Origin of the sequence: Aliamphritea ceti, from assembly GCF_024347215.1 — a bacterium.
In the GTDB taxonomy this organism is placed as follows: domain Bacteria; phylum Pseudomonadota; class Gammaproteobacteria; order Pseudomonadales; family Balneatricaceae; genus Amphritea; species Amphritea ceti.
In genome coordinates, this window is record NZ_AP025282.1 from 3209405 (window position 1) to 3231920 (window position 22516).

Below are 22516 nucleotides of genomic sequence, written 5' to 3' on the forward strand. Positions count from 1 at the left end.
CGACAAACATTATTAGTCATTGAAAAGAGCCTCCCCTCAGGCCGGAATACACAGCGATGCCCTTGCTGCCTGAACAGGTAGCCCAAACACCCCTTCCTTCGCCGGAGGGGTGTTTCTTCCTTCCCCCTGATACAACAAGGAGCAAAGACTATGAAAAAGACCGCCAGAACCCGCATGCGTGCCCTGCTGGAAAATCACCAATGCGTACCCTGCGCGTCAGTCTTTGATCCGATGTCCGCCCGTATGGCTGATGATATCGGCTTTAAAACCGGCATATTAGGCGGTTCCGTAACATCTTTAATGACGCTTGGTGTACCGGATATTTGCCAGCTGACACTCAGCGAACTGGTCGAACAGGCCCGCAGGGTTTGTCGTGCCTCTGACCTGCCAGTCATCGTCGATGGCGACAACGGTTATGGCAACGCACTGAATGTTGTACGTACCATTGAAGCACTGGAATATGCATGTGCGTCACTGGTCACTCTGGAAGATACTGTACTGCCTCACGGCTATAACGGTTCGCCACAACAGTTAATCTCGGTTGATGAAGCCTGCAGCAAACTTAAAGCCGCTTTAAAAACCCGCCGGGACCCGGAGTTTGCCATCTTTGCCCGGACTCATGCATTACCTGGCCAGTCGGTCGAATCTCTGCTGAAAAGAGTGATTGCCTATACCGCAACGGGTATCGATGGTCTGTGTATTTTTGGCCTCACAGATAAAGATATCCTCGAGCAGGTGGCCGCTAATACGCACCTGCCACTTATGCTGATTTCCTATGGTGACACTGATTTAGGCAGCCAACAGGCTCTGGCAGATAATAAAGTAAGGATCCGTCTGCAAGGTCATCTCGCCTATGAAGCAGCTGTCCGGGCGACCTACCATTCATTACAGGCATTACACAGCCGCCATAACCCTGAAGCAAAACTGCAGCACACAGATGCCGCCGCTAAAACGCTTATCCGGGAATACTCCCGCCAGTCGCACTATGAAGCACTCATCCGCGACTACGTAACACCAGCAGGATAAAACCCTATACCAAATCACTTTGTCGAATCATGCAACAATCTGTTGCAGTCAGGGTGCTATATTCAATGCGCCGTCAGTATTAGAGTAAACCTATATACTCTAATACTGACGGCACTACTTTGATCAACTCTTATACCCTGCATTATTTTTTCGATCCTTTCTGTGGCTGGTGCTACGGCGCAGCACCTTTGCTGCATCAGATCAAATTACTGCAAAACGACTTCGCCGAAACCGACACTCCCCTGCAAATACGCCTGCATCCGGGCGGCATGTTCAGTAACCATAACCGCCTTCAAATCTCCTCGCAGTTCCGGGCAATGGCCACTTCTCATGACGCCCGTATAGCAGACATCACCGGACAGATATTCAGCGATACCTATAAGCAAGAACTGTTACTGGATACACGCAGAATTTTGGACTCTACCCCGCCATCAGCGGCAATAATAGCCGCTGAATATGTCGCAGGAAGAGGCCTTGCGATGCTGCACAGCCTGCAACAGGCACATTATATTTCAGGGCTGGATATCACTGCTGAAACGGTTTTACTGCAACAGGCAAAAAAGCTACAACTCGATCAAGAGGTCTTTAATGACAGCCTGATCATTGCCCATAAACAGATCAACACAGTAATTGATGATAGCCGTGAGAAAATGCACCGCTTCAACCTGATGGGCTTTCCGGCATTTGTGCTTGAAAGCAGCACTCACTTACAAAATTGTCAGCCCGCTGGACTGACCCCGAATACAGAATCAAGTTTCAAAGCGCTCAACCACCAGCCTTTTTATGGCCAGCCAACAGCGTTTGCCGATTATTTAAAGCAACTCATTTAAAACAGCTCACTTATAGCAAGTCATTCAGTCCTAACGCTTTAAAAAGGAACTGTTCGATAAAACGATTATTAACAATGCGTTTGGCAACAAGACTAGCCAGCAAGCGCTACCATTTAAGCTACATGCTGATGAACAACTGGAGGCGAACAAACAACTGGTGGTCGACTTCTATACCGACATCCTGTTTGAGAATTAACCGGAGAAGATTGATCAGTACATTGGGGATGTCTATATCCAGCATAATCCGAATGTTGCTGACGGTAAGCTGGCACTGGTAAATTTGCTCAAAAGCTTTCCAGAGCCGGAAGCTGGCAGTAAGCCTTTCGGTGAGATTAACAGAGTCATTGCGGAAGGTAATTTAGTAGCTCTGCATTAAAAGCTACACATCAAAAACTAATCATAGTCTGGCCCCAATAGCGGAGCAGTCGTTGATATTTTCCGGGTTAAAAACAACATGATTGTTGAACACTGGGATGTTATTCAGGCAATTCCTGACTCTGCGACTAATGACAATACGGTGCTCTGAGCCAGGGTCCGAAATTCACATCAAGCTGGGGCAACCCGGCCTCCTACCCAAATATCACCGGCGCAACAATTCAGATAAATACGGTTTTGATAGTTAGGAAATCCCATCACTATATTGCAACCTTCTGTGCCTATAGACAGCGGTAAAGCTGAGCAACACACGCCGCAGGCGGAATCTTCCGGCATATTGAATAACGGGTTGGTTGCCCGGGCATAAAACTGCCCTTCATGCTCGGTATACAGCACGTAGCCGCTGAAATCCCGGCCCTGATTCCATTCAGCCAACGCCGGTAAATTAAACTCTGCGGCATTCAGTGCCTGCAAACAATCCACCCAGATACACAGTTTGGCTTTACCGGCACTGTGAATTCCCTCTAAATGAATATTGCCCGGCATCAGACCCAACCAGCAGGCAGAGAAACCTTCAAGGTCCTCATTTACAGTTACCCGTGAACCAAGATTAACTTCAGCCATCTCACCGTCACAACGTACCTGGAGAATACCCGCACCGGTTTCCACCCGCCCTTCATTTATCTGTAAAGCCTGAACAGCACCCAGCAATGCATGTCCGCACAGAGGAGCCTCTTTTGAGCCCGGATAAAAAAAACGCAAACGAATATCTGCCTGTGTGGAATCCTCTGACATAACGGTCACCGGTATATCGGCAGCGACAGAGTTCTCCGGCCGCTTTGTCAGTGCCATCAGATTACCACTCTGCTCCGCCGAACCACCAAATACTCTGAATTGCATACCCACCTCCTGCAAAGCTGTTGCGCTGAACCTTCAATAACGCCATTATGTTGCGCTGAATTTATGACTCGGTCATGGCCTAAATTTTTCCTTAGCCATTGATCAAATTCATCCAACTGCCAAATAACTGTTACTAATTTGTACAGTAAGCCCCGGCAGGCAGCAATCAGATTATTTATTTCAGGCGAATCTCTATGAGTAACTTCAGCGACGTATCTTTCCTTAATTCAGTTTTCGGCAATGTTCTGGGCGACAAGTCCAACCCTGACTGGCAAAAAGCTGCCAAGCAGCTACATCTGATCAAAGAGGAACTTGCTGAATTGGTAGAAGGTATCGAAAATCATGATATCAGCGAAGTCCGTGATGCCATCGCTGATGTACTGGTAACCACTTATGGTATGGCCCATGTATTAGGTATTGATGCAGATAAAGACATGGCGACAGTACAGGCAAGCAACTTATCCAAGCTATGTAAAACACAGGAAGAAGTGGATCAGACGCTTGCTTACTACAGCGAAGAAGTCGGCCTTAAGGTGTACAGTGGTGGCGAGCTGCCAAAAGCATTCATCAAATCAGCTGAAGGCCAGACAGGTAAAGACGGTAAGTTCTACCCGGCACATAAATTCCTCAAGTGCATCAACTGGCATGAGCCAGAGTTTGTTTAAGCCGTTTATCCAGACTATCTTTTTAAGCTGCTGTGAAGCGGCTCTTTAAGTATGAAGAAGCCGCCGAACAGTATCCACTGTTCGGCAATACCCGCTAGTTTTTAGCTATAGCTGGCAACCGGCTCACCCAGCACATCTAACCGCGGTGTGATTCCCAGGCCCGGCTCAGCTGGCGCCATTACCAAACCGTCTTTAACCTCAAAGTTACCGTCTGCTGTTGTCAGACTCACCATGTCACGACACTCTAATACTGAGCGAAGCAAGCCTGGCTGAACTGTTTGGCCAAGGTGTACTATTGCCGCAAATGCAATATCTGAACCGGTAGTTTCCTGAACACTTAAAGTAAGGCCAGCAGCTGTACAGATATCCCTCTGCCTGCGCCCCCGGGTGAGACCACCATTCTTGGAGATCTTCAGGCCTATGCCATCAGCCAGATCGTTAGCGACAATCTGCGTAATTGAAGACTCATCCAACGCTAGTTCATCCCAGATAATCGGTAAATCACAGCGGGCACGTAATGACTGACATTCGCGTATCGTTGCACAGGGCGCTTCCAACACAATATCCAAACCGGCAGGCAACTGACGTATCATCCGCAATGCATGCTCTACAGTCATGCCACCATTGGCATCCACCAGAAAGTATTCTCCGGGCTTACGATCCGCCAGCGAAGCCGCAATTCGTGCAGCATCCAATGCCGGTCCACCTTCAGCCTCTGAAGCACCTATTTTGATGGAATGGCTGCGATAACCCTGCTCACGGTGTGCAGCAATCCTGCTGCGCATATCTTCAGGATTACCAGCATAAATAGAAGAGATAATAGGCATAGCTACAGCGGTACGACCACCCAACAAATCACAGACAGGCATGCCTGTGGCTTTGCCGAAAATATCCCAGCAGGCAACATCTAAAGCGGTCTTAGCATGATTATGCCCAACAAGCGCCGCATCCATCGCATCGTTAATACGATCAACATGCCGCGGATCCAGACCTATCAGCTGAGGTGCTATTTCGGCAATCCCCGCCCGAACTCCAAGTGCATGAGCCGCTATATAAGTGGCGCCAAACGGCGTACTTTCACCCCAGCCTTCCAGTCCGGTATCGGTGGTAATACGTACAAAAGTTGCATCGAAACTGCTGAACTCCCGTCCACCGGATAATCGGTACACACCTCCGGAATAGGGTAAATCCTTCTGAAACACATCAATACTGGAAATCTTCATGGCAATCTTCTTGTTGTAATTTTGCGGTTAGATTTTTAAACCCGGGTGTACATTTATAGCCTAGCCCCGATATCCGTTACTCTCACAAAAGCGAAGAAGATTACCAATCCTTTACAACAATAAAAACTAACAAATCAGTGTGTATGACTCACTTTTTCAGGATAAAGCGGTGGTAACTTTGCATGTGCTGCTTTCGACTCAGAATAAATGCTGTCCAGTACCTCGCTCAGACGATTAACCTCATAAGGCTTTACCTGCTGATTACCTGCTGCAAATATACGGGCTTCTAAAGCAGATATCTCGTCATTCAGCGCCGAATTCATAACTGGCTGCTTGCGCCAACGCATCCAGCTCAGTAAAGCATGATAAATTTTACTGTTATCACCCTTGCGAATTGCATTGCGTAGTAACTTAAGCTGCTGCGCTTCTTTATCCTCAGTCGCCCCTGAAGTTTCCTTCCTATGGAAAGCCACTTTATTATCAGCTTGTAATACAGCCGATAACGGCTCCTGACGAGCAGAGCGCTTACGCTGCCAGATAATTCCCAGCGTCAACAATAACAGTACAGCAAGCCCTGCTGCCTCATAACGCTGGTCTTTTAACAGTTTTAAGATGCCGCCTTCTGCAGCATCTACACCAGCTAAATCAATATTGGCAGCCTCTTGTTGTGGTAACCCATCCTGCTTATTCAGTGTTCCTGCAACGGCTGACTGAATGCTCAACTGATCTGCTCCGATGCCTTCCACCTTCACAATCATTTCTGGCAATACCGCCTCTTTCTGCTCATTGCTGCCTGTATCCAGCCAACTGACGCGTATTTCCGGCAAGGTTATTTCACCCACGGCTGTAGGCACAACTGATACCGCCACATCCCTTCGGGCAACAGTTCCCTCTGCGGTTTGTAACTGATCCACCTGGGTATCATCCAGATACATTTTCACATTATCAGCGTTACCTATATTCAAATCAGGCAATTGTTCAGGCCGTGCACCTAATGCCAGCAGGCTAATCTTTCTTGTTACCGCTTCCCCAACCCGAAAAACCGGACTTACTGGCTGCCAGCTGGCTTCAATATGCACTGCCTTAGCCGGTAGAAACCAACTGTCCTGAGCAGCATTCGGATTACCAGCAACCTGTAAAGTCAGTGAATCAGACCGGACCTTAAACGGTTTACTCTGGCTAGACATACTGCCAAAACCAAACTGCTGCAACATAGCATCACGGTCAAATGGAAAGCCCATAAAAGGAGACCGGCTCTGACGGCTGTCAGCCACTTCTCCCTTTAGCACAAATGGAGAAAGTGTCAGTTCACCGCTGGTTTGCGGACGCAAAACGTAATCCCGTTCAATAACGTTCAGCCCCTGAAGATGCTGCACCCTGTCCTCACCAACCTGCGTCAATTCAAAATCAGCACTCTGCGGCGCAACCAGTGCTGCCTGCTGAACTGGCTGACGTATCTCCATACGCACCGTTAACGGAATCTCCTGATAGATATAATGCTGCTTTTGATCCGGAACACTCACGCTCACACTGATTCCGTTGGCCCCTATAGCTTTCGGCATATCGCTAATATCCACTACCTGGATATGTGTACTGTCACTGCTCACGCTTCCTGCTGAAATAGCAGGTATCGTCAGTACACCCGTCTGTTTGGCTGCAAGAGTAATTATCCAGCTCTGCTGCGAACTTCTCTGACCATTAATGATTCGGGTCTGCATCGACTGAGAAGTCCCCTGCACCGAAAAGTCTGCTTTCAGCGGCTTCAGGTCCGGCACCGATGCCTGTGAATCCTGAGTACTCAGAATAAGCTGAAAGCTGTCGCCTACTGCCACTTTTTGAACATTCAGTCGGGCATCCAGCCCCGCTGCCAGCAACGACTGAGATACCGCAGCTGTTGCAAGGGTCATAACTACAGCAACGCTACTGACTTTACTTCTGGTCTGGCTGCCAAGTTGCAATGCAAGCCGTGATAACAATGTCATTTTCAACCTCTCTTACTGCATCGCGCGAAGCTGCGCATAATGTTGACGAATACGGGCCCGCAACAAACCGGTGGGATCATCCGGCACCCGCCGAAGCTGCTGCTCCGATGCCTGATCCAGCGGTTGAGTACTATTCGAACCTGAAGCGGCATCAGCACCTGAATCACTTTGTTCAGATTCATCCTGATTACCTTGCAATGCTTCTGAAATCAGCTTTGATAGCAGTCCCTGTTCTGTATCCAGAGCTTCAGATTCTCCAGCGCTCTCGTTAGAAGCATGCTGCTTCTGCTGCTCGTCTAAACCAGAACTGGATTGCTGTTTCTGCTGCTGTTCACCTGTACCTGAACCAGATTGCTGATCCTGCAGCTCATCTGAAGCAGAGCCTGATTGCTGATCCTGCTGCTCATCTGAGCCAGAACCGGATTGCTGATCCTGCCGCTCATCTGAGCCAGAGTCTGATTTCTGATTCTGCTGCTCACCTGAACCTGAACCAGATTGCTGATCCTGCTGCTCATCTGAAGCAGAGCCTGATTGCTGATCCTGCTGCTCATCTGAGCCAGAACCGGATTGCTGATCCTGCCGCTCATCTGAGCCAGAGCCAGACTGCTGATCCTGCTGCTCATCTGAACCAGAGCCGGATTGATCCTGATCTTGATCCTGATCCTGATTCTGATTCTGTTGCTGTTGCTGTTGCTGTTGCTGTTGCTGTTGCTGTTGCTGTTGCTCTAGCAGCTTGGCGATCAGATCGCGGTTATATACTGCGTTTTCATGATCCGGATTGATGCTTAGAAAGTTATCGTAGGACTCCAGCGCTCCCTGAAAATCACCCGCTTTGGCCAACGCATTGCCCAGGTTGTAGTCCTTATCACTGGCATTCAATGAAGCATATTCCCGCGCTGCTGCCGGATAATCACCGGCCTTATACAATGAGGCAGCCTGCCAGTCAGGTGATTCAAAAGTTTCCGCTGCAGTACTAAAGCTCTCTAAACTGAAAGCCTTACTGGCTTGCTGATCAGGCGTTTTCCATAAACCATTCCAGTTGAATGCATCGCCATCAGAGGATTGTTGTTTTAATGTATCTGTTGCTGTTGAAGACGTTTCCGAAGACTCCGTGGCCATCACCTGCTCAGGCTGAAAACCAGCCACTCCCACTGCCAGCACCAGACCAAAAATCAGGCCCCGACGAAATAACAGTGGCGCTGCTAATACCGGTAACAACAACAGCCAAAAACCATTATCTATCCAACTATCTGCCTGTATATCGCTGACATCACCGGCAGCCATTGCCTGTAAATCAACTGGTAACAGGCGGGCAAGATCTTCACCGCCAGCAGTTATAACAGCCATTTCACCACCTGCCTTCGATGCCAGCTGTTGCAATTCACCCACGGGTAATTTCGAAATCAGAGCATCACCATTTCGATTATTAATCGTCTGACCATCCGCCGTTTGCAACATCGCACCAGCTGTCGTACCAACACCTAATACGGATACCTGATACCCCTGCTGCCGGGCTACTTCAGCCGCCTGGATACTTGCCTCAGGATACTCACCAATACTGTCTGTGAAGACGGCTATCCGGCCGCTTTTGGCATGGGTTCGCTGCAACAACTGAGCAGCTTCAGCTATTGCCAGATCCAGCCGGTCTCCTAAGACAGGCATCAGGTTGGTAGAGAGCTCAGGCAACATCTGTTCTATTACTTGCGCATCTTTTGTTAAGGGTGCAACTATAAAAGGAATATCCGAATAAATTACCAAAGCACGGTCGGTACCCTGAGTCTGTGCCAGTAGATCCCTCAACTTGTGAATAGCGCGCTTCAACCGGCTTGGCGCAACATCATTACCATTCATGGATTGTGCCAGACTCAATACAGCGACGACCGGCTCACCACCATGGAACGACGGTGTTTCTGCCTTTTCCCAACTCGGCCCGGCTAAAGCAGTTATAAAAATCACCAGGGCAATACAAACTGCAACCCATGATCTATGGCTGGCGTTTGCTTTAGCGCCTTGCAATGACAAATGCACCAGCAGGTGTTCATCAATATAACGTTGCCAGTTATCATTGCCCTTTGCTGTACCACGGCGAATCAGTAACACCATCAGTACAACACCGGGAATTAATGCCCAGAGCCATTCCGGACGCAGAAAATGAAACTGCTCAATGATCACACTCATCACTGCGCCTCCAGATGTTTATTACGCTTGAAGTTAAACGACCAACCTGAGACCAGACTCAACAGAGCAGAAATCGCCGCTAAACACAGTGCCAACCCAGCTGGCCAGAAATACAGCGCCACTTCAGGACGAACATAAACGGGCTCACCACTGACAGGTTCCAACTGATCTATTGCCCGATAGATATTGGCCAGCCCCTGCTCATCTGTTGCCCGAAAATACTTACCACCAGTCAGCGAAGCAATTTCACGTAAACTGGCTTCATCCAGCTCCTGCGACGGATTCACCACCTGTTGGCCAAACATTGTATTAACCCGCATGGCATCAGCACCGACACCTATGGTATAAATCCGAATTCCCAGTTTTTTCGCCAGCTTAGCAGCCTGGACAGGATCCATGACCCCTTCGTTATTCACCCCGTCTGTCAGTAAAACCAATACCCGGCTGTCCTCTGCACGGTCTTTCAAACGTTTTGTCGCTATCGCTATGGCATCACCGATGGCGGTTTTCTGGCCGGTTAACCCAACCTGTGCCTGACCTAACAGTTCACGTACCACCTCTCGGTCGAAGGTTAAGGGAGACTGCAAATAAGCACGGTCAGAAAACAGCACCAAACCAACACGATCGCCTTCCCGGCGTTGCAGAAAATCATCGGCAGCTTGTTTCACCACATCCAGGCGGGTCGCACGCTGACCGCTGCGGGTAAGATCTTCTTCCTGCATTGAGCCTGACAAATCTATCGCCATCATCAGATCCCGGCCTTTCACCGGTAAAGGAACTTCATCGCCTACCAGTGCAGGCCGTGCCAGCGCAGTCACCAGCAGCCCCCAGATCAACCAGGCGAATATCTGTAACCAGATACTCTGACCAGCAACCGAAGCCTGCTGATTATGTCCCTGGGAAAAGCGTTCATAGAAAGGCACTTTTAAAGCACCTGAAGTACCGGCGGCAACCGGTTTTAAATATCTTCTGGCTAAAAAAGGCAATGGCAATAACAGAAACGCCAGCGGCCAGATAAAGGTAATCATGCATGCCTCCTGATCCAACGTTCAGTGCCACTGAGTAATATTCCAGCGTCAGGTAAATCGGTTGTTTGCTGGTAATGATCTATTTGTCGATACGGAGCGCTGGCAATAAACTCTGCGACCTCAGTAGCCATACCTTGCTGACCTTCACTCAGGTAATGGCTCCAATTAGCATCAGCAAGCATGCCGGATGCTTTACCATCAATAGCAATAGCTACCCGGTGTAACAGAACCGATAACTGAGTTGCCAGCACTACGGGATGAATGTTTTCCGCGTCTTTGCGAAGTATCGCCAGCTCCTGCAAGGCAATATATCGCACGCTGTTACGACGCTTCAGCAGACATACCAGACCGACCACCAGCAACGTCAGCATGAGACCTGTGAGTACCCACCAGCCTGGTGCCAGAGGCCACCATGAAACGGCCGGCGGTAATGCGATATCACGCAGAAGATCCAGCTGTGCCTGCATATCAGGTGAAAGATTGGTATTCATCTCATCCCCCTTACAGTTTGAGGTCTGAGCAGACAGCTTGGCTTCTCGAGTGTTGTAATCTGATGCAACACCATATTGTGCTGCAGACTCAGCTTATTCAGCCGGGCACTGCGGTATTGGAATGCTGTGGCGTAGTCTGCCAACGTCTGCTTATGCAATTGTCCTAACTGAAGCGTTTCACGACCGTTACTGATTCGCCCTGCTGAAGCAGGTAAAGCACTGTCCAGGGGGTCACTGATCTGAATATTGATCACATGGCTGCGACCCGCCAAATATTTCATTTCCCGTTCACAGCCCTCATCAAGATCCGCAAAATCACTGATCACAAACACCATGCTGCCGGGCCGGCACACCTGACGTAAGCGTCTTAACCCTTCGGTAAGTGATGGTTCATCCTGCTGAGTAGTTATCTCAGGTAAGCGCTGAGTTTGATGAGCCACCGCGTCGAGAAACTGTAAAACCGAACTCCGGGTACGGGCGGACTTAAAACTGCGTATACCCTGGCGGCCAAGAATCAGAGCGCCTATCCGGTCACCACCATCATGACCAACCCAGGCAAGTTGCGCGGCTATTTCGGCGGCAAGATGCGATTTAAATCTTACTCTGGAGCCAAACTGCATCATGCTGCGCAAATCCACCAACAGATACACAGGCCGCTCGCGTTCCGCCTGAAATAACTTGGTATGGGTCTGTCCGGTCCGGGCAGTCACACACCAGTCGATATTCTTCACATCATCACCGGGCTGATAAATCCGTGATTCAGCAAACTCCATGCCCTGCCCCAAAAATGCAGAACGGTTAGTTCCCCACTGGTGCGTCTGAACAGGACCGGAAGGCGCAAAACCGGTCACACCTTTTGGAGGTCGCGCCTGTATCAGTTCAGCCTTGCTGATTTCAATACCCGGAGCTCTAGCTTCTGTCTGTTGCATATGCAAAGCCTCCCTGTCAGCTCACCGGTACACGGTCTATCAGGGCCGTTATAAACTCATCCGCAGTTTTGCCTTCTGCCTGGGCTTCAAAGCTAAGAATGATACGGTGCCGCAATACGTCATGAACAACTGCCTGAACATCCATTGGCGTCACAAACTCAGAACCCCGCATCCAGGCATGTACCCGGGCGCAACGGTCCAGCGCAATAGTGCTTCGGGGGCTGGCGCCGTAACTGATAACATCAACCATATCTTCGCCGTACATGAATGGCCGGCGGGTCGCCTGAATAATCTGAATGATATATTCAAGCAATGCTTCAGATGCATGGGTTTGTAATGCCTGTTGCCGCGCAGCAAAGATCTCTTCGGTGCTAATCAGTCGGTTAGGCTTTAAGACCTCTCCCTGCGCTTCACCGTGCACAATGCGTAAAATTTCCCGTTCTGCCCGCGCACTTGGGAAATCTATATTCACATGTAACAGAAAGCGGTCTAGCTGAGCTTCCGGTAACGGATAAGTACCTTCCTGTTCAATCGGGTTTTGCGTCGCCATAACCAGAAACAGTGCGGGTAAAGGATAAGTATGGCCACCAACTGTAATCTGCCGCTCGGCCATCGCTTCCAGTAATGCAGACTGAACTTTAGCCGGCGCCCGGTTAATCTCATCCGCCAGAATCAGATTGTTAAACAGAGGGCCTTGCTGGAAAGTAAAGCTTTGCTGCTCTGGCCGGTAAATATCGGTACCGGTCAGATCACTCGGCAGCAAGTCCGGGGTAAACTGAATCCGTCTGGCATCACAATCAATGGCCTCTGCCAGCGCATTAACGGCTTTGGTTTTTGCCAGCCCTGGCGCACCTTCAAGTAAAATATGACCGTCAGCGAATAACGCCAGTAATAAACGCTCAACAAACTGCTCCTGACCGACTATCCGCGCATTCATATGCGCTTTCAGATGCGCCACCAGCTCATCTGCTGGAATATTATTTGTCTGCAGATCCGGCGTATTTTTAAGTACAGTATTAGAATTCATCGGCTTATCCTCTTCACCAAAAACCGAAATACAAAGAAAAAAGAGACCAGCTCTCGCTGGCCTCAACGGTGAACAGATTAAGACTTACTAATGGTTTCCCAGGCAAAGCCCTGCTTAGGGGTGTCTGCAACGCCGTAATCTTCAATAACCAGCGATGTTTCAATCGCTTTCAGGGCAATATTGGCTTCATAAAAACTGCCGTCCTGCAGATCATCAAGAGCGTTATTCAGGCTAACAACTGTTGGCGCGACTGGCAGCATGGCATATTTGAAATCCAGCTCAATGCCACCTTCAATCATGGTTTTTACTGCTGCTTTCGAATCACCTTTCTGTGCCAACTGACCAGCCTGATTGATTACTTTTGCGTCAGCATCTGTTGGCTGAAAACCTTCATTAAACTCAACAGAGCTATCAACCGGGATACCAAAACCGGAATCGTCATCCAGCTCAACAGCATAATCAGCGACACCGGCATCGAAGGTATCCAGTGCTTTTTGTACCAGATCGATTGCAGCATCGGTCTGACCTTCAAACAGTGCAACACGTGCAGCACGGGTATCTGCTAAAACTGATTTCGCGTGACCGGGAATTTTTATGCTTTCCACCACATATACAGCTGTATTGTCCTGGCTGGTGTTACTGCTTTGTGCAGCCGAAACAAAGCCAGACATGGCACTTACCGCCAAAATACCTGTGAATGCTAAAGCGAATTTAGTTGGTGCTGTTTTCATGACTATCTCCAGTTCATTCAGTTGATACCGGCAATACTAAGCCCTGATTTTCACCCTTACCTTTAGTGAACTTTAAATAAAATTAAACTTACAAAATCGTTCATAGTTAATTGAAAACACTAAGCTAAATGACTCTTCAGGCAATAAAAAAGCCCGCATGGCAACAACCAGCGGGCTTTAAAAATATACGTTTCAGATTAATGATCAGAGCTTATCAAGCGCTGTTTTAATCTCATTCAAAATCATCTGTCTGGCCGCAGCTTCATTATTTTCCGGTACTTCCCAATCCATGATCTTAAGATACTTATCAACCAGTTTATGGACATCCTGTGTTATGTGTCCGTGCAGCTTAGCAACTTCAGCCTGTTGTAGTTCTGACATTTTGTATTCCCATTGAATTAGTCGGTAAACAAATAAACGCCGGGCCCTGCTCTCTTCTTTGATACGCACAAAGAATAAAAGCTTAAACAACAGTGAGCATCAAAGGCCCGGCGTTTTATTTTGGGACATCCTAATTTAGTGCCTACCAGACTTCCCCAAGTACCTGATATGGAAACTGTTTCGGATGTTGTAGAAAAGCATAAATCAGTAACTTAACCTGAAACTGGCCGTATCTTTAAAAAAATTTAAACTTCTTGAATGACAAGATTACTGTTTTGGAAATAGCACCTGAATCCGCAACCCCGGCGAAGCATCACTCAACTGAATTCGGGCATGATGGGCATCGGCTATTGCTTTAACCAATGCCAGACCAAGACCATTACCCGGTGTAGTACGTGGCTGGCTGAGACGCGTAAAAGGTTTAAAAATATCCTCACGTTCAGAGTCAGGAATACCCGGACCGTTATCTTCAACAGTCAAAACTATTGCTTCAGCAGTTTGTTCTGCACTAACCTGAATCCTGCTACCGGCAGCACAATGAGTAATGGCATTGGTCAGCAAATTAATCAGCAATTGCTGCAACATCCCCGCATCGCAATACAGCTCTAAAGCCTCTTGATGACTATCCTGCTTAGCGCTCTGTAAGTGCGACACGACACTCAATTCCATGCCGGCATCCTGCGCACCAGGCTCCAGTAAATCGAATATTTTCTCCACCAGCGCATGCAGTTCTACCAGAGCAAAACTGCTTTTGTCTGTCTGCGCCTGAATACGGGAAATTCTTAAAATGGTATCGAAGGTTTGGTTAAGCTGCTCCAGCTTACTAAGCGCCTGGCTAATCTCCTGCTCAGGGTCTTGTCCCTGATCACACTTATCACCGGCTTCATAAAGTGCTATTTGCGCATGAGACAAAGGTGTTTTCAGATCATGTGCGATTGCCGTCGCGGTTGTCTGAATGCCATTAACCAGTGTGGCTAAGTGCTGCAATTGCGCGTTCACCTGAATAGCCAGCAAGTCAATCTGATCATGGGTATCTGATACCGGGATCCGGGCACTCATATCACCACTGGCAATGGTCTTGAGCACCTGTCCCATCGCATATAACTTCCGGTAAGAGCGTCTGCTTGCCAGATACCCCAACAGCAACGTCCCCAAAGACAAACAAATTCCGGTTACCAGCAACCAGATAATCAATTGCTGCCGGGCGGCATCGATATGGGCAGTACTGCGCCCAACAACCAGAGTCATTCGATCCAGCTGAAATACACGGGCATGATAGTTCTGTTCTTCTCCAGAGGGTGGTTCAAGTAACATCAGATGGGTCTTTCTCCAGCCGACAAAACCCGGCATCAGGCTGACCTGTCCGGCCAAATGAATCCGGTTTTCATCAAACAGACCCAGTGCACGATCAAAAAAGACCGACTGCTTAGCCAGCTCTTCAATACTGCTGGTTAATCCACTGAGCCCTTCTGCGTCGTAAATATCTTCAAGCAGAAGCGACTCTTCCTCTAGCTGAGCACGGGTTTCGTTTTCCAGTGTATTAGTCACGGCTGTCACCAGCACCATACCCGCCAGAACTAACATAACGACAAAAACAGCCAATAGCTGAACAGAAACTCTGAAGGCAGAACCAGCAATAATATTAGCGAGGCGCACGGATGCTGTACCCCATATTCCGAACCGTATGGATCAACTGTTCGGCAAATGGTTTATCTACTTTTTGCCGCAATTTACTGATATGTGTTTCAACTGCCGTCGTGCCGGGATCAAAATTCAGATCCCAGACTTTTTCCAGAATGATCGTCTTGCTAACAACCCGGTTGGCATTCTCCATCAGCAGCTCTAACAGCGCATATTCTTTATTTTTCAGCTCGATTTCCTGCCCCTGACGTTCTGCCATGCGGGTCAGTAAATCCAGTTTAAGATCGTGCACCAGCAATTCAGTTTTTGCGTTACTTTCGCCAGGACGGCGAGACAATGCAGTTATACGAGCCAGCAACTCTGAGAAGTGAAACGGCTTAACCATATAGTCATCGCCACCGGCCAACAGACCTTCCACTTTATCATCAACATCTGACATGGCTGTCAGAAATATCACGGGTAACTGACTACCTGAGGCGCGTAATGCTTTAACCACTGAAAGCCCATCCATACCTGGCAGCATTCGGTCGGCAATAAATAAATCACACTGGTTGTACAAACAATACGTCAGGGCTTCACGACCGTCCGTGACCCAGTCCACTACAAAGCCTTTTTCGACTAGCCCTTTGCGAATGTATTCAGCATTAACGGTATCATCTTCGGCCAGCAAAATTTTCATCAGTGTTCCATTCACCTGGTTAAACGTTGTTGCTGTTATCAGCATTAAATAACTGACAACCAGACACAACATAATTATCCAACAAGGTGAGTGCAACTGATAAATAACAGTGGCTGTTAAACGCGAACCTTCATTCAGGCCTGTCAGTCAGAACTTCAGCCTGATGTTGTTGTGGCTTTACGGAGAAGTAATAGCAGCTGGACCTGTTGGTATGGCAGGCAGCACCTGACTGCTCAACCAGGCATAACAGGCTGTCTCCATCACAGTCTATACGTAACTCGACTAACTTCTGTATATGCCCGCTGGTAGCACCTTTCACCCATAACTGCTGACGTGAGCGGGTCCAGTATGTCATCTGGCCAGTATCCAGCGTTAGTTGCAGCGCTTCGATATTCATCCATGCCTGCATTAATACCTCACCGCTGCTCACACACTGGGTTATCACTGGAATTAACCCCTGCTGGTTCAATACCAACTGCGGTAACAGCTCATCAACCGCAATTTGCTGCCCGGCCCTGGCATTTTCCAATGCTGCAAAGTAACCGTTATACATGCAACTCTCCCTTAATTGGCAAAGTCAAAGCTCAGAAAAACTCTTGGTTCAGAAGCACTGGCTTGCGGCGAACGATGAACGATTCCATTGCCTTCGTTTTGCCACCAGCCCTCTCCCTTAAGCAATACAACGCTTTGTTCAGGTACTCTCTTAATATCGGCTTCGGTATAAACCAAACCGGATTGTTCATTTGGTACCTTAGCTTTATCAGCACGGCTACCAGCGCCTAATCCGGAACGGTCTACTGTACTGTTCTCAAGCCATTCAGTTGTGGCGCCGGTGTAGGTGGTTACCAGCCGGCAAGGCACTTTGTCGACATGAAACTTAGGGCACATTGCCCGTTGCAATGCTTGCAGACGAATACCTACATTCGAAAGATCAAACAAACAGCTAAACATATCTGCCAGTATCGCCACATCTTCGACAAAGGCGGCTTTTCCAGAATGTTCAGGCAACACTTCATTCAACCAGTCGGCCACTTCAGCTTCGCCAAGTACAGATGACTTACTGCTAAAATAACAATCCGGCCCCGCAAGATACTGCGCGTATTCCAAGGCCTGAACGTCAGTTTCCCGTTGCCAGTAAACCAAATTCAGTTCTGGCTGATAAATTTCACTGAGAACACCCGGCTGAGTACCACTGCAATAGTTGTGTACCGGTTCGGCTGAAGCCAGAGCCTGGTTCATACGGTATTCCCCCCGACGGCATTGTTATTGGCCATCGCAGGTGCAATCCAGTTACTTTTTGCTACGGCATCGTGACCATGCAGACTTTCATAATGACGCACCTGAATATTCGCCATTTGATAGCCACTCAAAGCATCCAGAATACGCCGGCTGGCATCTTCCACATACATAAGGTTGCTGCCATTACGCAGGGCGAATGCTTGTTCATCGGCGCGTTTAACAAAGGTTTGTACCGGGGTTTGCAACGCAGATTCGATCTGGTCGATTAACTCACCTATACCAAAAGACACTGCATCCGGTGACAGGCTTACATTTATCCGCGCAACACTGCGCTGGCTATGAGGCGTTGCAACAGAGCCATGTTCCAGCAACCACTGGCTAACAGTTAGCGGATCCGGTTGAGCTAATTCAGGATCAGCTTCTGATGCGATACGAAAATGTTCACTAAGCGCCTGACGTGACAATGCTGCTGAACAGGGGCAGGTTGATGAATACGCAACATCTACTCCAACAGAGACGCTTGAATTGCCATCTGCATCAGTACTCGCAGACAACTCTACCGCGTATCCCTGCCAACCTGCTGCGGCCTGCGTCAGCAACGCGGGTCTTAACAGTAACAGATCAAAAGCAATGTTGATCTGAGACTGATATGAATAACAATCTTCATGACTACTGACACATTCCTGCAAGCACTTCAGCACTGCCGGCAAGGTTAACGGCTGTTCAGACATCGTCAGTAAGGCGCGATACAGTCTCGACATATGAATGCCTTTCCTGGCGCCTTCCCCTCCCGGCAAATCAATACCAATATCGACAGTGGCACTGACATGGCTGATTTCCTCAGAAACGTCTGTCGCTTTAAGGCTTAAAGGTATTCTGATATTTTCCATACCGACCCAGTCCAGCGAATGGCTGTGTGAAGGCATAAGATGACGAGCGGTATCCGGTAAAGAGGCGTTCAAGCAATAGCTCCTGAATACATAATTGAATAAACAATCTCAGGACTGACTTCATAGTGGGGAGTCCCGAAGTCTGAGATTTATTAGAAGCACATAACATTGTGCAATTAAATGTTATGTTATAACAATTCAATTAATATTCACAAGCAAGAATATCGTCTGTAATTAAATATTCAGCAACCGCTGACTTTCCAATCCAGAGTAATGCAACTTAAGAAAATCCAGTAAAACCCTGAGCTTCTTAGTTTTAGCAGCACCCGGAGCAAACACGCCATACACCTCAATATCATTCAGTTGGTAATCGTCTAGAACCGACTCAAGTGTTCCGGCCTGAATTTTTGGCAAAGCATCATAGGTAGGAATCCTTCCTAACCCATGGCCCCCTTCAACAAAAGCCGTGCGGGCGGCGGCGTTATTTGTAGAGATATCGCCTTCAGGTCTGATACTGAACGAGCGCTCTCCTTTGCGTAGTTCCAGCGTGCCTGATGAGAGTTGATAAATAATCCAGTTATGCCGGCTAAGTTCTTCGGGCGACTGGGGGCGACCGTGACTTTTAAAGTACTCAGGTGAACCACAAATATGTGTCTGTAGCACAGCAAGATGCATAGCCTGTAGCGAAGAATCAGCCAACGGCGCACCACGGATCGCCAGATCGATCCCCTCCTCCAGAATATTCACAACCTGATCTGCCAGCACCACATCCAGCTCAATACGGGGATACTGACGCTTGAAAACGTTCAACGCCGGCACGATGATCTGTAGCCCCATATTCACCGGACAGGTAATCTTCAACAGACCTTCCGGTACATGCTTGAAGTTTTCCATTTGCTGCTGAGCTGAGTCAGCCTGCTCAGTAATGGTTTTACAGTACGTATAATAAGCACGCCCTTCGTCAGTCAACGATAAAGACCTTGTCGAGCGGTTCAGCAGCTGCACTCCCAACTGTTGTTCCAGCTTCTTAATGTGATAACTCACTACGCCACGGGAAAGCCCCATATGTCGGGCAGCAGCGCTAAAACTGCCGCGCCCGGCAACGTGCGCAAATACAACCATGCTTTTAAGTTGTTCAAAGGAAAGATTCATCAGGGCAGCTCTTTGCATCTTCTTTGTATCAATTATTAAAACAAAGTTACCAAGTTTATCGCCATTATGTAATCAGACTGATTAATTCATACTGTTGTTATTCCACTAAATACTTCAATAAATACTTTCAGTATCTCAATCAAGGACGCTAACCATGCCACAGTCAAAAATTCTTATGGTTCTGACCTCTCACTCAGAACTGGGCAACACTGGTGAAAAAACCGGCTTCTGGGTTGAAGAATTTGCCGCACCTTACTACGTGTTTCTTGATGCCGGTGCCGAGATTACTCTGGCATCCCCAACTGGCGGCCAACCTCCGGTTGATCCAAAAAGCGAACTACCTGACTTTCAAACCGACGCAACACGACGCTTCGATGCAGATGCAAGCAGCCAGGCGAAACTAGCAGCAACACAGAAACTCAGCGACATAAATGCTACAGATTACGATGCGGTGTTTTACCCGGGTGGCCATGGCCCGTTATGGGATTTAACGGAAGATAAAGATTCAATCGCTTTGATTGAAGCACTGATCGCCAGTAATAAACCGGTATCAGCAGTGTGTCACGCCGGTGCGGTATTACTGCATGCTAAAGACGCTAGTGGCGTAGCGCTTGTTAAAGAACGAGCAGTAACAGGGTTTAGTAATTCAGAAGAAGCTGCCGTTCAGTTAACCGACATAGTTCCTTTTCTGTTAGAAGATGCACTCCAGGCAGCCGGAGCGGAATACCAGAAAGCAGAAGACTGGCATGCTTTTGCTGTGCAGGACGGCTTGATTATTACCGGACAGAATCCGGCCAGCTCAGCCCTTGTTGCTGAAAAGCTGTTGGCTCATCTGGATTGATAAGTCCGGAATAACAGACCGGCACTACTGTGCTTTTGATACGTATCAATACGCATCTGACACAACATGCCGATCAGGATAAGTAACGATACTAACGGATATTCCTGATACCCCTTTTGCCTGACCCTCACAATCAAAACTGTCGATCTCATCCCCCCGATATCGACCTGTGAGCTGGTCAGGCACTCTGTTCTGTCGCAGCCAAATAAATGCCTGTCTCGAACAGTCTGATAAATATATCTGGCTAATCAGCATAAGCTGTCTTTATACGGACGCTGCTTTACGTTGCCGGCCACCGGCCGACTTAACAGCACTCTTTCCAGATGCTTTAGAGCTGCGACCAGTAGCTTTCGCTGCAGTCTTACTTCCTGTTTTAGCTGCTGATTTACCTGCCGCAGTTTTACGCCGCCGGCCATAGGTTTTTTTCCGGGCTGGTGAAGCAGCTTTTAGTGAAGCCGGGATTTGTACGCTCTCTGAGCCCGCAACCAGTTCCTGCAAACTCACCAGCAAAGGCTGCATAAAAGCATCGTAACTACTCTGTTTATGACTAATGTCATTCAGCGTAGCCTCCCAGCGCGCGGTCATATCTGGTGTCGTAGCTGAATCAGGTAAACAGCTGATTAGCGCTTTACCCACCTCAGTAGCCCGCACAGCTTTGCCTTCACGATATAAAAAACCACGGGTAAACAGCAACTCAATGATCCCCGCCCGGGTTGCTTCTGTGCCTAAACCGTCGGTATCTTTCAGAATTTTGCGAATATCCGGATCCTGTACATAGCGGGCAATACCTGTCATTGCCGCTAACAGGGTTGCATCAGTAAAGTATTTGGGAGGTTGGGTATGCTTTTCTTCAACTTCACCACGCAGGCAATCAACGACCTGGCCTTGCTTCAGCTCAGGTAACTGCTGATCTTTACTGGCATCTTTATTGAGTAAATTCTTCCAGCCCAGATCCAGAGTCCGGTGTGCATTACAGGCAAACAACCCACCCGCAACTGTCACTTCCGCCTTCGTTTCAAAGTAGCTGTACTTCGGCAAAAACTGATACAGATAAAAAGTAGCAACCAGCGTATATATTTTCTTCTCTGTTTCCCCCAGAGATGCCGGCATTTTTCGGCTAGTCGGAATAATTGCGTGATGCGCGTCCACCTTGCTGTCATTCCAGGCGGCACTGCGTCGACTCAGATCCAATAAGCCTGAAACTTTCTCAAAATCAGGACAGTTGCTCATCACAACAGGCATTACATCTTTTGCCAATGCATGATGTTCACGGGGTAAATAGCGGCTATCTGAACGTGGATAGGTAATTAGCTTATGGCGTTCATACAAACTCTGACAGGTATCCAGCACGGCCTTGGCATTCATACCAAACCGCTTGGCAGCTTCTATCTGCAGTGCCGATAAATTAAACGGCAAAGGCGCTGCCTGCTGCTTTTTCTTCTGTTCCAGCTTAGTGACTGTACCTGGCTGGCCAGTGATCCTTGAGGCCACATTTTCTGCCAGCGGCCGGGATAACACCCTGCCCTCTTCGTCCTGATAGGGTGCACAGTTCTCACTGGGCTTCCAGCGCGCCTGAAAGGCTTCTTTCAGAGAAGTCTGTAAGTGTGCCACCACCTCATAAAAAGGCTTGGACACAAACTCTTCAATGCTCAGATCCCGTCTGACAACTAACCCTAATAAAGGCGTTTGCACCCGCCCTACAGACAACACTCCGCTATAGCCTGCCTGCTGACCTCGCAAAGTATAAGCGCGGGTCATATTCATACCGTACAGCCAGTCAGCCCTTGAACGGGCCAGTGCCGAGATCGACAGCGGAATAAATTCCTGGTTTGAACGCAACTGCTTTAAAGCCCGGCGCACAGCACTGCCATTAAGATCGCTAATCAGACAGCGTTGAGTAGCTGCTTTTTTAGCAGCGCTGACCCCCAGATAATTAATCACTTCATCGACAAGCAGCTGCCCTTCACGGTCAGGATCGCCCACATGAACTAATTGATCAGCCTGCTTTACTAGTTTACGTAACACACTTAACTGGCTGCGGGTTTTACTGCGTGGTTGTAATTGCCACTGCTGAGGTATTATTGGTAGATGCTCAAAGCGCCACTGCTTAAACTGTGGGTCATACTGATCCGGCTCTGCCTGCTCCAGTAAATGCCCTAAGCACCAACTGACCACATCACCATTTCCTACCCGGATAAAGCCCTGATCTTTACTCTGTGGTTTTGGCAGCACATCTGCCAGTGCCCGGGCCAGACTGGGTTTTTCAGCAATGTATAAAATCATAAGGTGCTCAAACAGATAAATTACT

General features: G+C 48.4%; 21 protein-coding genes. 4 read left to right on the plus strand and 17 right to left on the minus strand.

Going from position 1 to position 22516, the window contains the following annotated elements; all coding sequences use genetic code 11:
- Positions 1-150: 150 nt before the first annotated feature.
- Both OCU49_RS14690 and OCU49_RS14695 read left to right on the plus strand, forming a co-directional pair.
- Positions 151-1026: an isocitrate lyase/PEP mutase family protein gene (locus OCU49_RS14690; protein WP_261841315.1), complete on the plus strand. Its 876-nt coding sequence runs from the start codon at positions 151-153 to the stop codon at positions 1024-1026.
- A 119-nt stretch (positions 1027-1145) separates the two neighbouring features.
- On the plus strand, positions 1146-1856 hold the full coding sequence (locus tag OCU49_RS14695) for a DsbA family protein (protein ID WP_261841316.1): 711 nt from the start codon (positions 1146-1148) through the stop codon (positions 1854-1856).
- A gap of 546 nt (positions 1857-2402) precedes the next feature.
- On the opposite strand, the gene OCU49_RS14700 is transcribed toward OCU49_RS14695, so the two are convergent.
- Entirely contained in the window at positions 2403-3131 is a 729-nt protein-coding gene (locus OCU49_RS14700) for a PhzF family phenazine biosynthesis protein (protein WP_261841317.1), read from the minus strand.
- Positions 3132-3325: 194 nt separating this feature from the next.
- Here OCU49_RS14700 and OCU49_RS14705 point away from each other — a divergent pair, with 194 nt between their 5' ends.
- Entirely contained in the window at positions 3326-3796 is a 471-nt protein-coding gene (locus tag OCU49_RS14705) for a nucleoside triphosphate pyrophosphohydrolase family protein (RefSeq protein ID WP_261841318.1), read from the plus strand.
- 101 nt (positions 3797-3897) lie between these two features.
- Here the strand turns inward: OCU49_RS14705 and OCU49_RS14710 are convergent, their stop codons facing one another.
- The 15 genes from OCU49_RS14710 to OCU49_RS14780 form a co-directional block, all read right to left on the minus strand.
- Positions 3898-5019, minus strand: coding sequence for a mandelate racemase/muconate lactonizing enzyme family protein (locus OCU49_RS14710; protein ID WP_261841319.1), 1122 nt, complete (start codon positions 5017-5019; stop codon positions 3898-3900).
- Positions 5020-5153: 134 nt separating this feature from the next.
- On the minus strand, positions 5154-7001 hold the full coding sequence (locus OCU49_RS14715) for a BatD family protein (RefSeq protein WP_261841320.1): 1848 nt from the start codon (positions 6999-7001) through the stop codon (positions 5154-5156).
- Positions 7002-7013: 12 nt separating this feature from the next.
- Positions 7014-9179, minus strand: a complete 2166-nt coding sequence (locus tag OCU49_RS14720) for a vWA domain-containing protein (RefSeq protein WP_261841321.1) — start codon at positions 9177-9179, stop codon at positions 7014-7016.
- Positions 9179-10207 carry a vWA domain-containing protein gene (locus OCU49_RS14725; RefSeq protein WP_261841322.1) on the minus strand — a complete coding sequence of 343 codons (1029 nt, stop codon included), beginning with the start codon at positions 10205-10207 and terminating at the stop codon, positions 9179-9181. The genes OCU49_RS14720 and OCU49_RS14725 overlap by 1 nt, the downstream gene beginning before the upstream one ends.
- On the minus strand, positions 10204-10698 hold the full coding sequence (locus tag OCU49_RS14730) for a DUF4381 domain-containing protein (protein WP_261841323.1): 495 nt from the start codon (positions 10696-10698) through the stop codon (positions 10204-10206). Before OCU49_RS14730 ends, OCU49_RS14725 begins: the two co-directional genes overlap by 4 nt.
- Positions 10695-11627: a DUF58 domain-containing protein gene (locus OCU49_RS14735; RefSeq protein ID WP_261841324.1), complete on the minus strand. Its 933-nt coding sequence runs from the start codon at positions 11625-11627 to the stop codon at positions 10695-10697. Before OCU49_RS14735 ends, OCU49_RS14730 begins: the two co-directional genes overlap by 4 nt.
- A 16-nt stretch (positions 11628-11643) precedes the next feature.
- Positions 11644-12654, minus strand: a complete 1011-nt coding sequence (locus OCU49_RS14740; RefSeq protein ID WP_261841325.1) for an AAA family ATPase — start codon at positions 12652-12654, stop codon at positions 11644-11646.
- Positions 12655-12731: 77 nt separating this feature from the next.
- The gene (locus OCU49_RS14745; protein ID WP_261841326.1) at positions 12732-13385 is read right to left on the minus strand and encodes a YfdX family protein; all 654 of its coding nucleotides are present in this window, start codon (positions 13383-13385) and stop codon (positions 12732-12734) included.
- 204 nt (positions 13386-13589) lie between these two features.
- The gene (locus OCU49_RS14750) at positions 13590-13766 is read right to left on the minus strand and encodes a hypothetical protein (RefSeq protein WP_261841327.1); all 177 of its coding nucleotides are present in this window, start codon (positions 13764-13766) and stop codon (positions 13590-13592) included.
- Positions 13767-14033: 267 nt separating this feature from the next.
- On the minus strand, positions 14034-15422 hold the full coding sequence (locus tag OCU49_RS14755) for a HAMP domain-containing sensor histidine kinase (RefSeq protein ID WP_261841328.1): 1389 nt from the start codon (positions 15420-15422) through the stop codon (positions 14034-14036).
- Positions 15409-16086, minus strand: a complete 678-nt coding sequence (locus tag OCU49_RS14760; RefSeq protein WP_261841329.1) for a response regulator — start codon at positions 16084-16086, stop codon at positions 15409-15411. The genes OCU49_RS14755 and OCU49_RS14760 overlap by 14 nt, the downstream gene beginning before the upstream one ends.
- 130 nt (positions 16087-16216) lie before the next feature.
- Positions 16217-16639, minus strand: coding sequence for a phosphoribosyl-AMP cyclohydrolase (gene hisI, locus OCU49_RS14765; RefSeq protein WP_261841330.1), 423 nt, complete (start codon positions 16637-16639; stop codon positions 16217-16219).
- An 11-nt stretch (positions 16640-16650) separates the two neighbouring features.
- The gene (locus OCU49_RS14770; protein WP_261841331.1) at positions 16651-17325 is read right to left on the minus strand and encodes a DUF1826 domain-containing protein; all 675 of its coding nucleotides are present in this window, start codon (positions 17323-17325) and stop codon (positions 16651-16653) included.
- Positions 17322-18287, minus strand: a complete 966-nt coding sequence (folE2, locus tag OCU49_RS14775; RefSeq protein ID WP_261841332.1) for a GTP cyclohydrolase FolE2 — start codon at positions 18285-18287, stop codon at positions 17322-17324. The genes OCU49_RS14770 and folE2 overlap by 4 nt, the downstream gene beginning before the upstream one ends.
- A 162-nt stretch (positions 18288-18449) precedes the next feature.
- Entirely contained in the window at positions 18450-19367 is a 918-nt protein-coding gene (locus OCU49_RS14780; RefSeq protein ID WP_261841333.1) for a LysR family transcriptional regulator, read from the minus strand.
- Positions 19368-19521: 154 nt separating this feature from the next.
- Here OCU49_RS14780 and OCU49_RS14785 point away from each other — a divergent pair, with 154 nt between their 5' ends.
- The gene (locus tag OCU49_RS14785) at positions 19522-20208 is read left to right on the plus strand and encodes a type 1 glutamine amidotransferase domain-containing protein (RefSeq protein ID WP_261841334.1); all 687 of its coding nucleotides are present in this window, start codon (positions 19522-19524) and stop codon (positions 20206-20208) included.
- Between the two features lie 264 nt (positions 20209-20472).
- Here OCU49_RS14785 and OCU49_RS14790 read toward each other — a convergent pair whose 3' ends face one another.
- Positions 20473-22491 (minus strand): DNA topoisomerase III, encoded by a 2019-nt coding sequence (locus tag OCU49_RS14790; protein WP_261841335.1) that lies wholly within the window; start codon positions 22489-22491, stop codon positions 20473-20475.
- Positions 22492-22516: the final 25 nt, after the last annotated feature.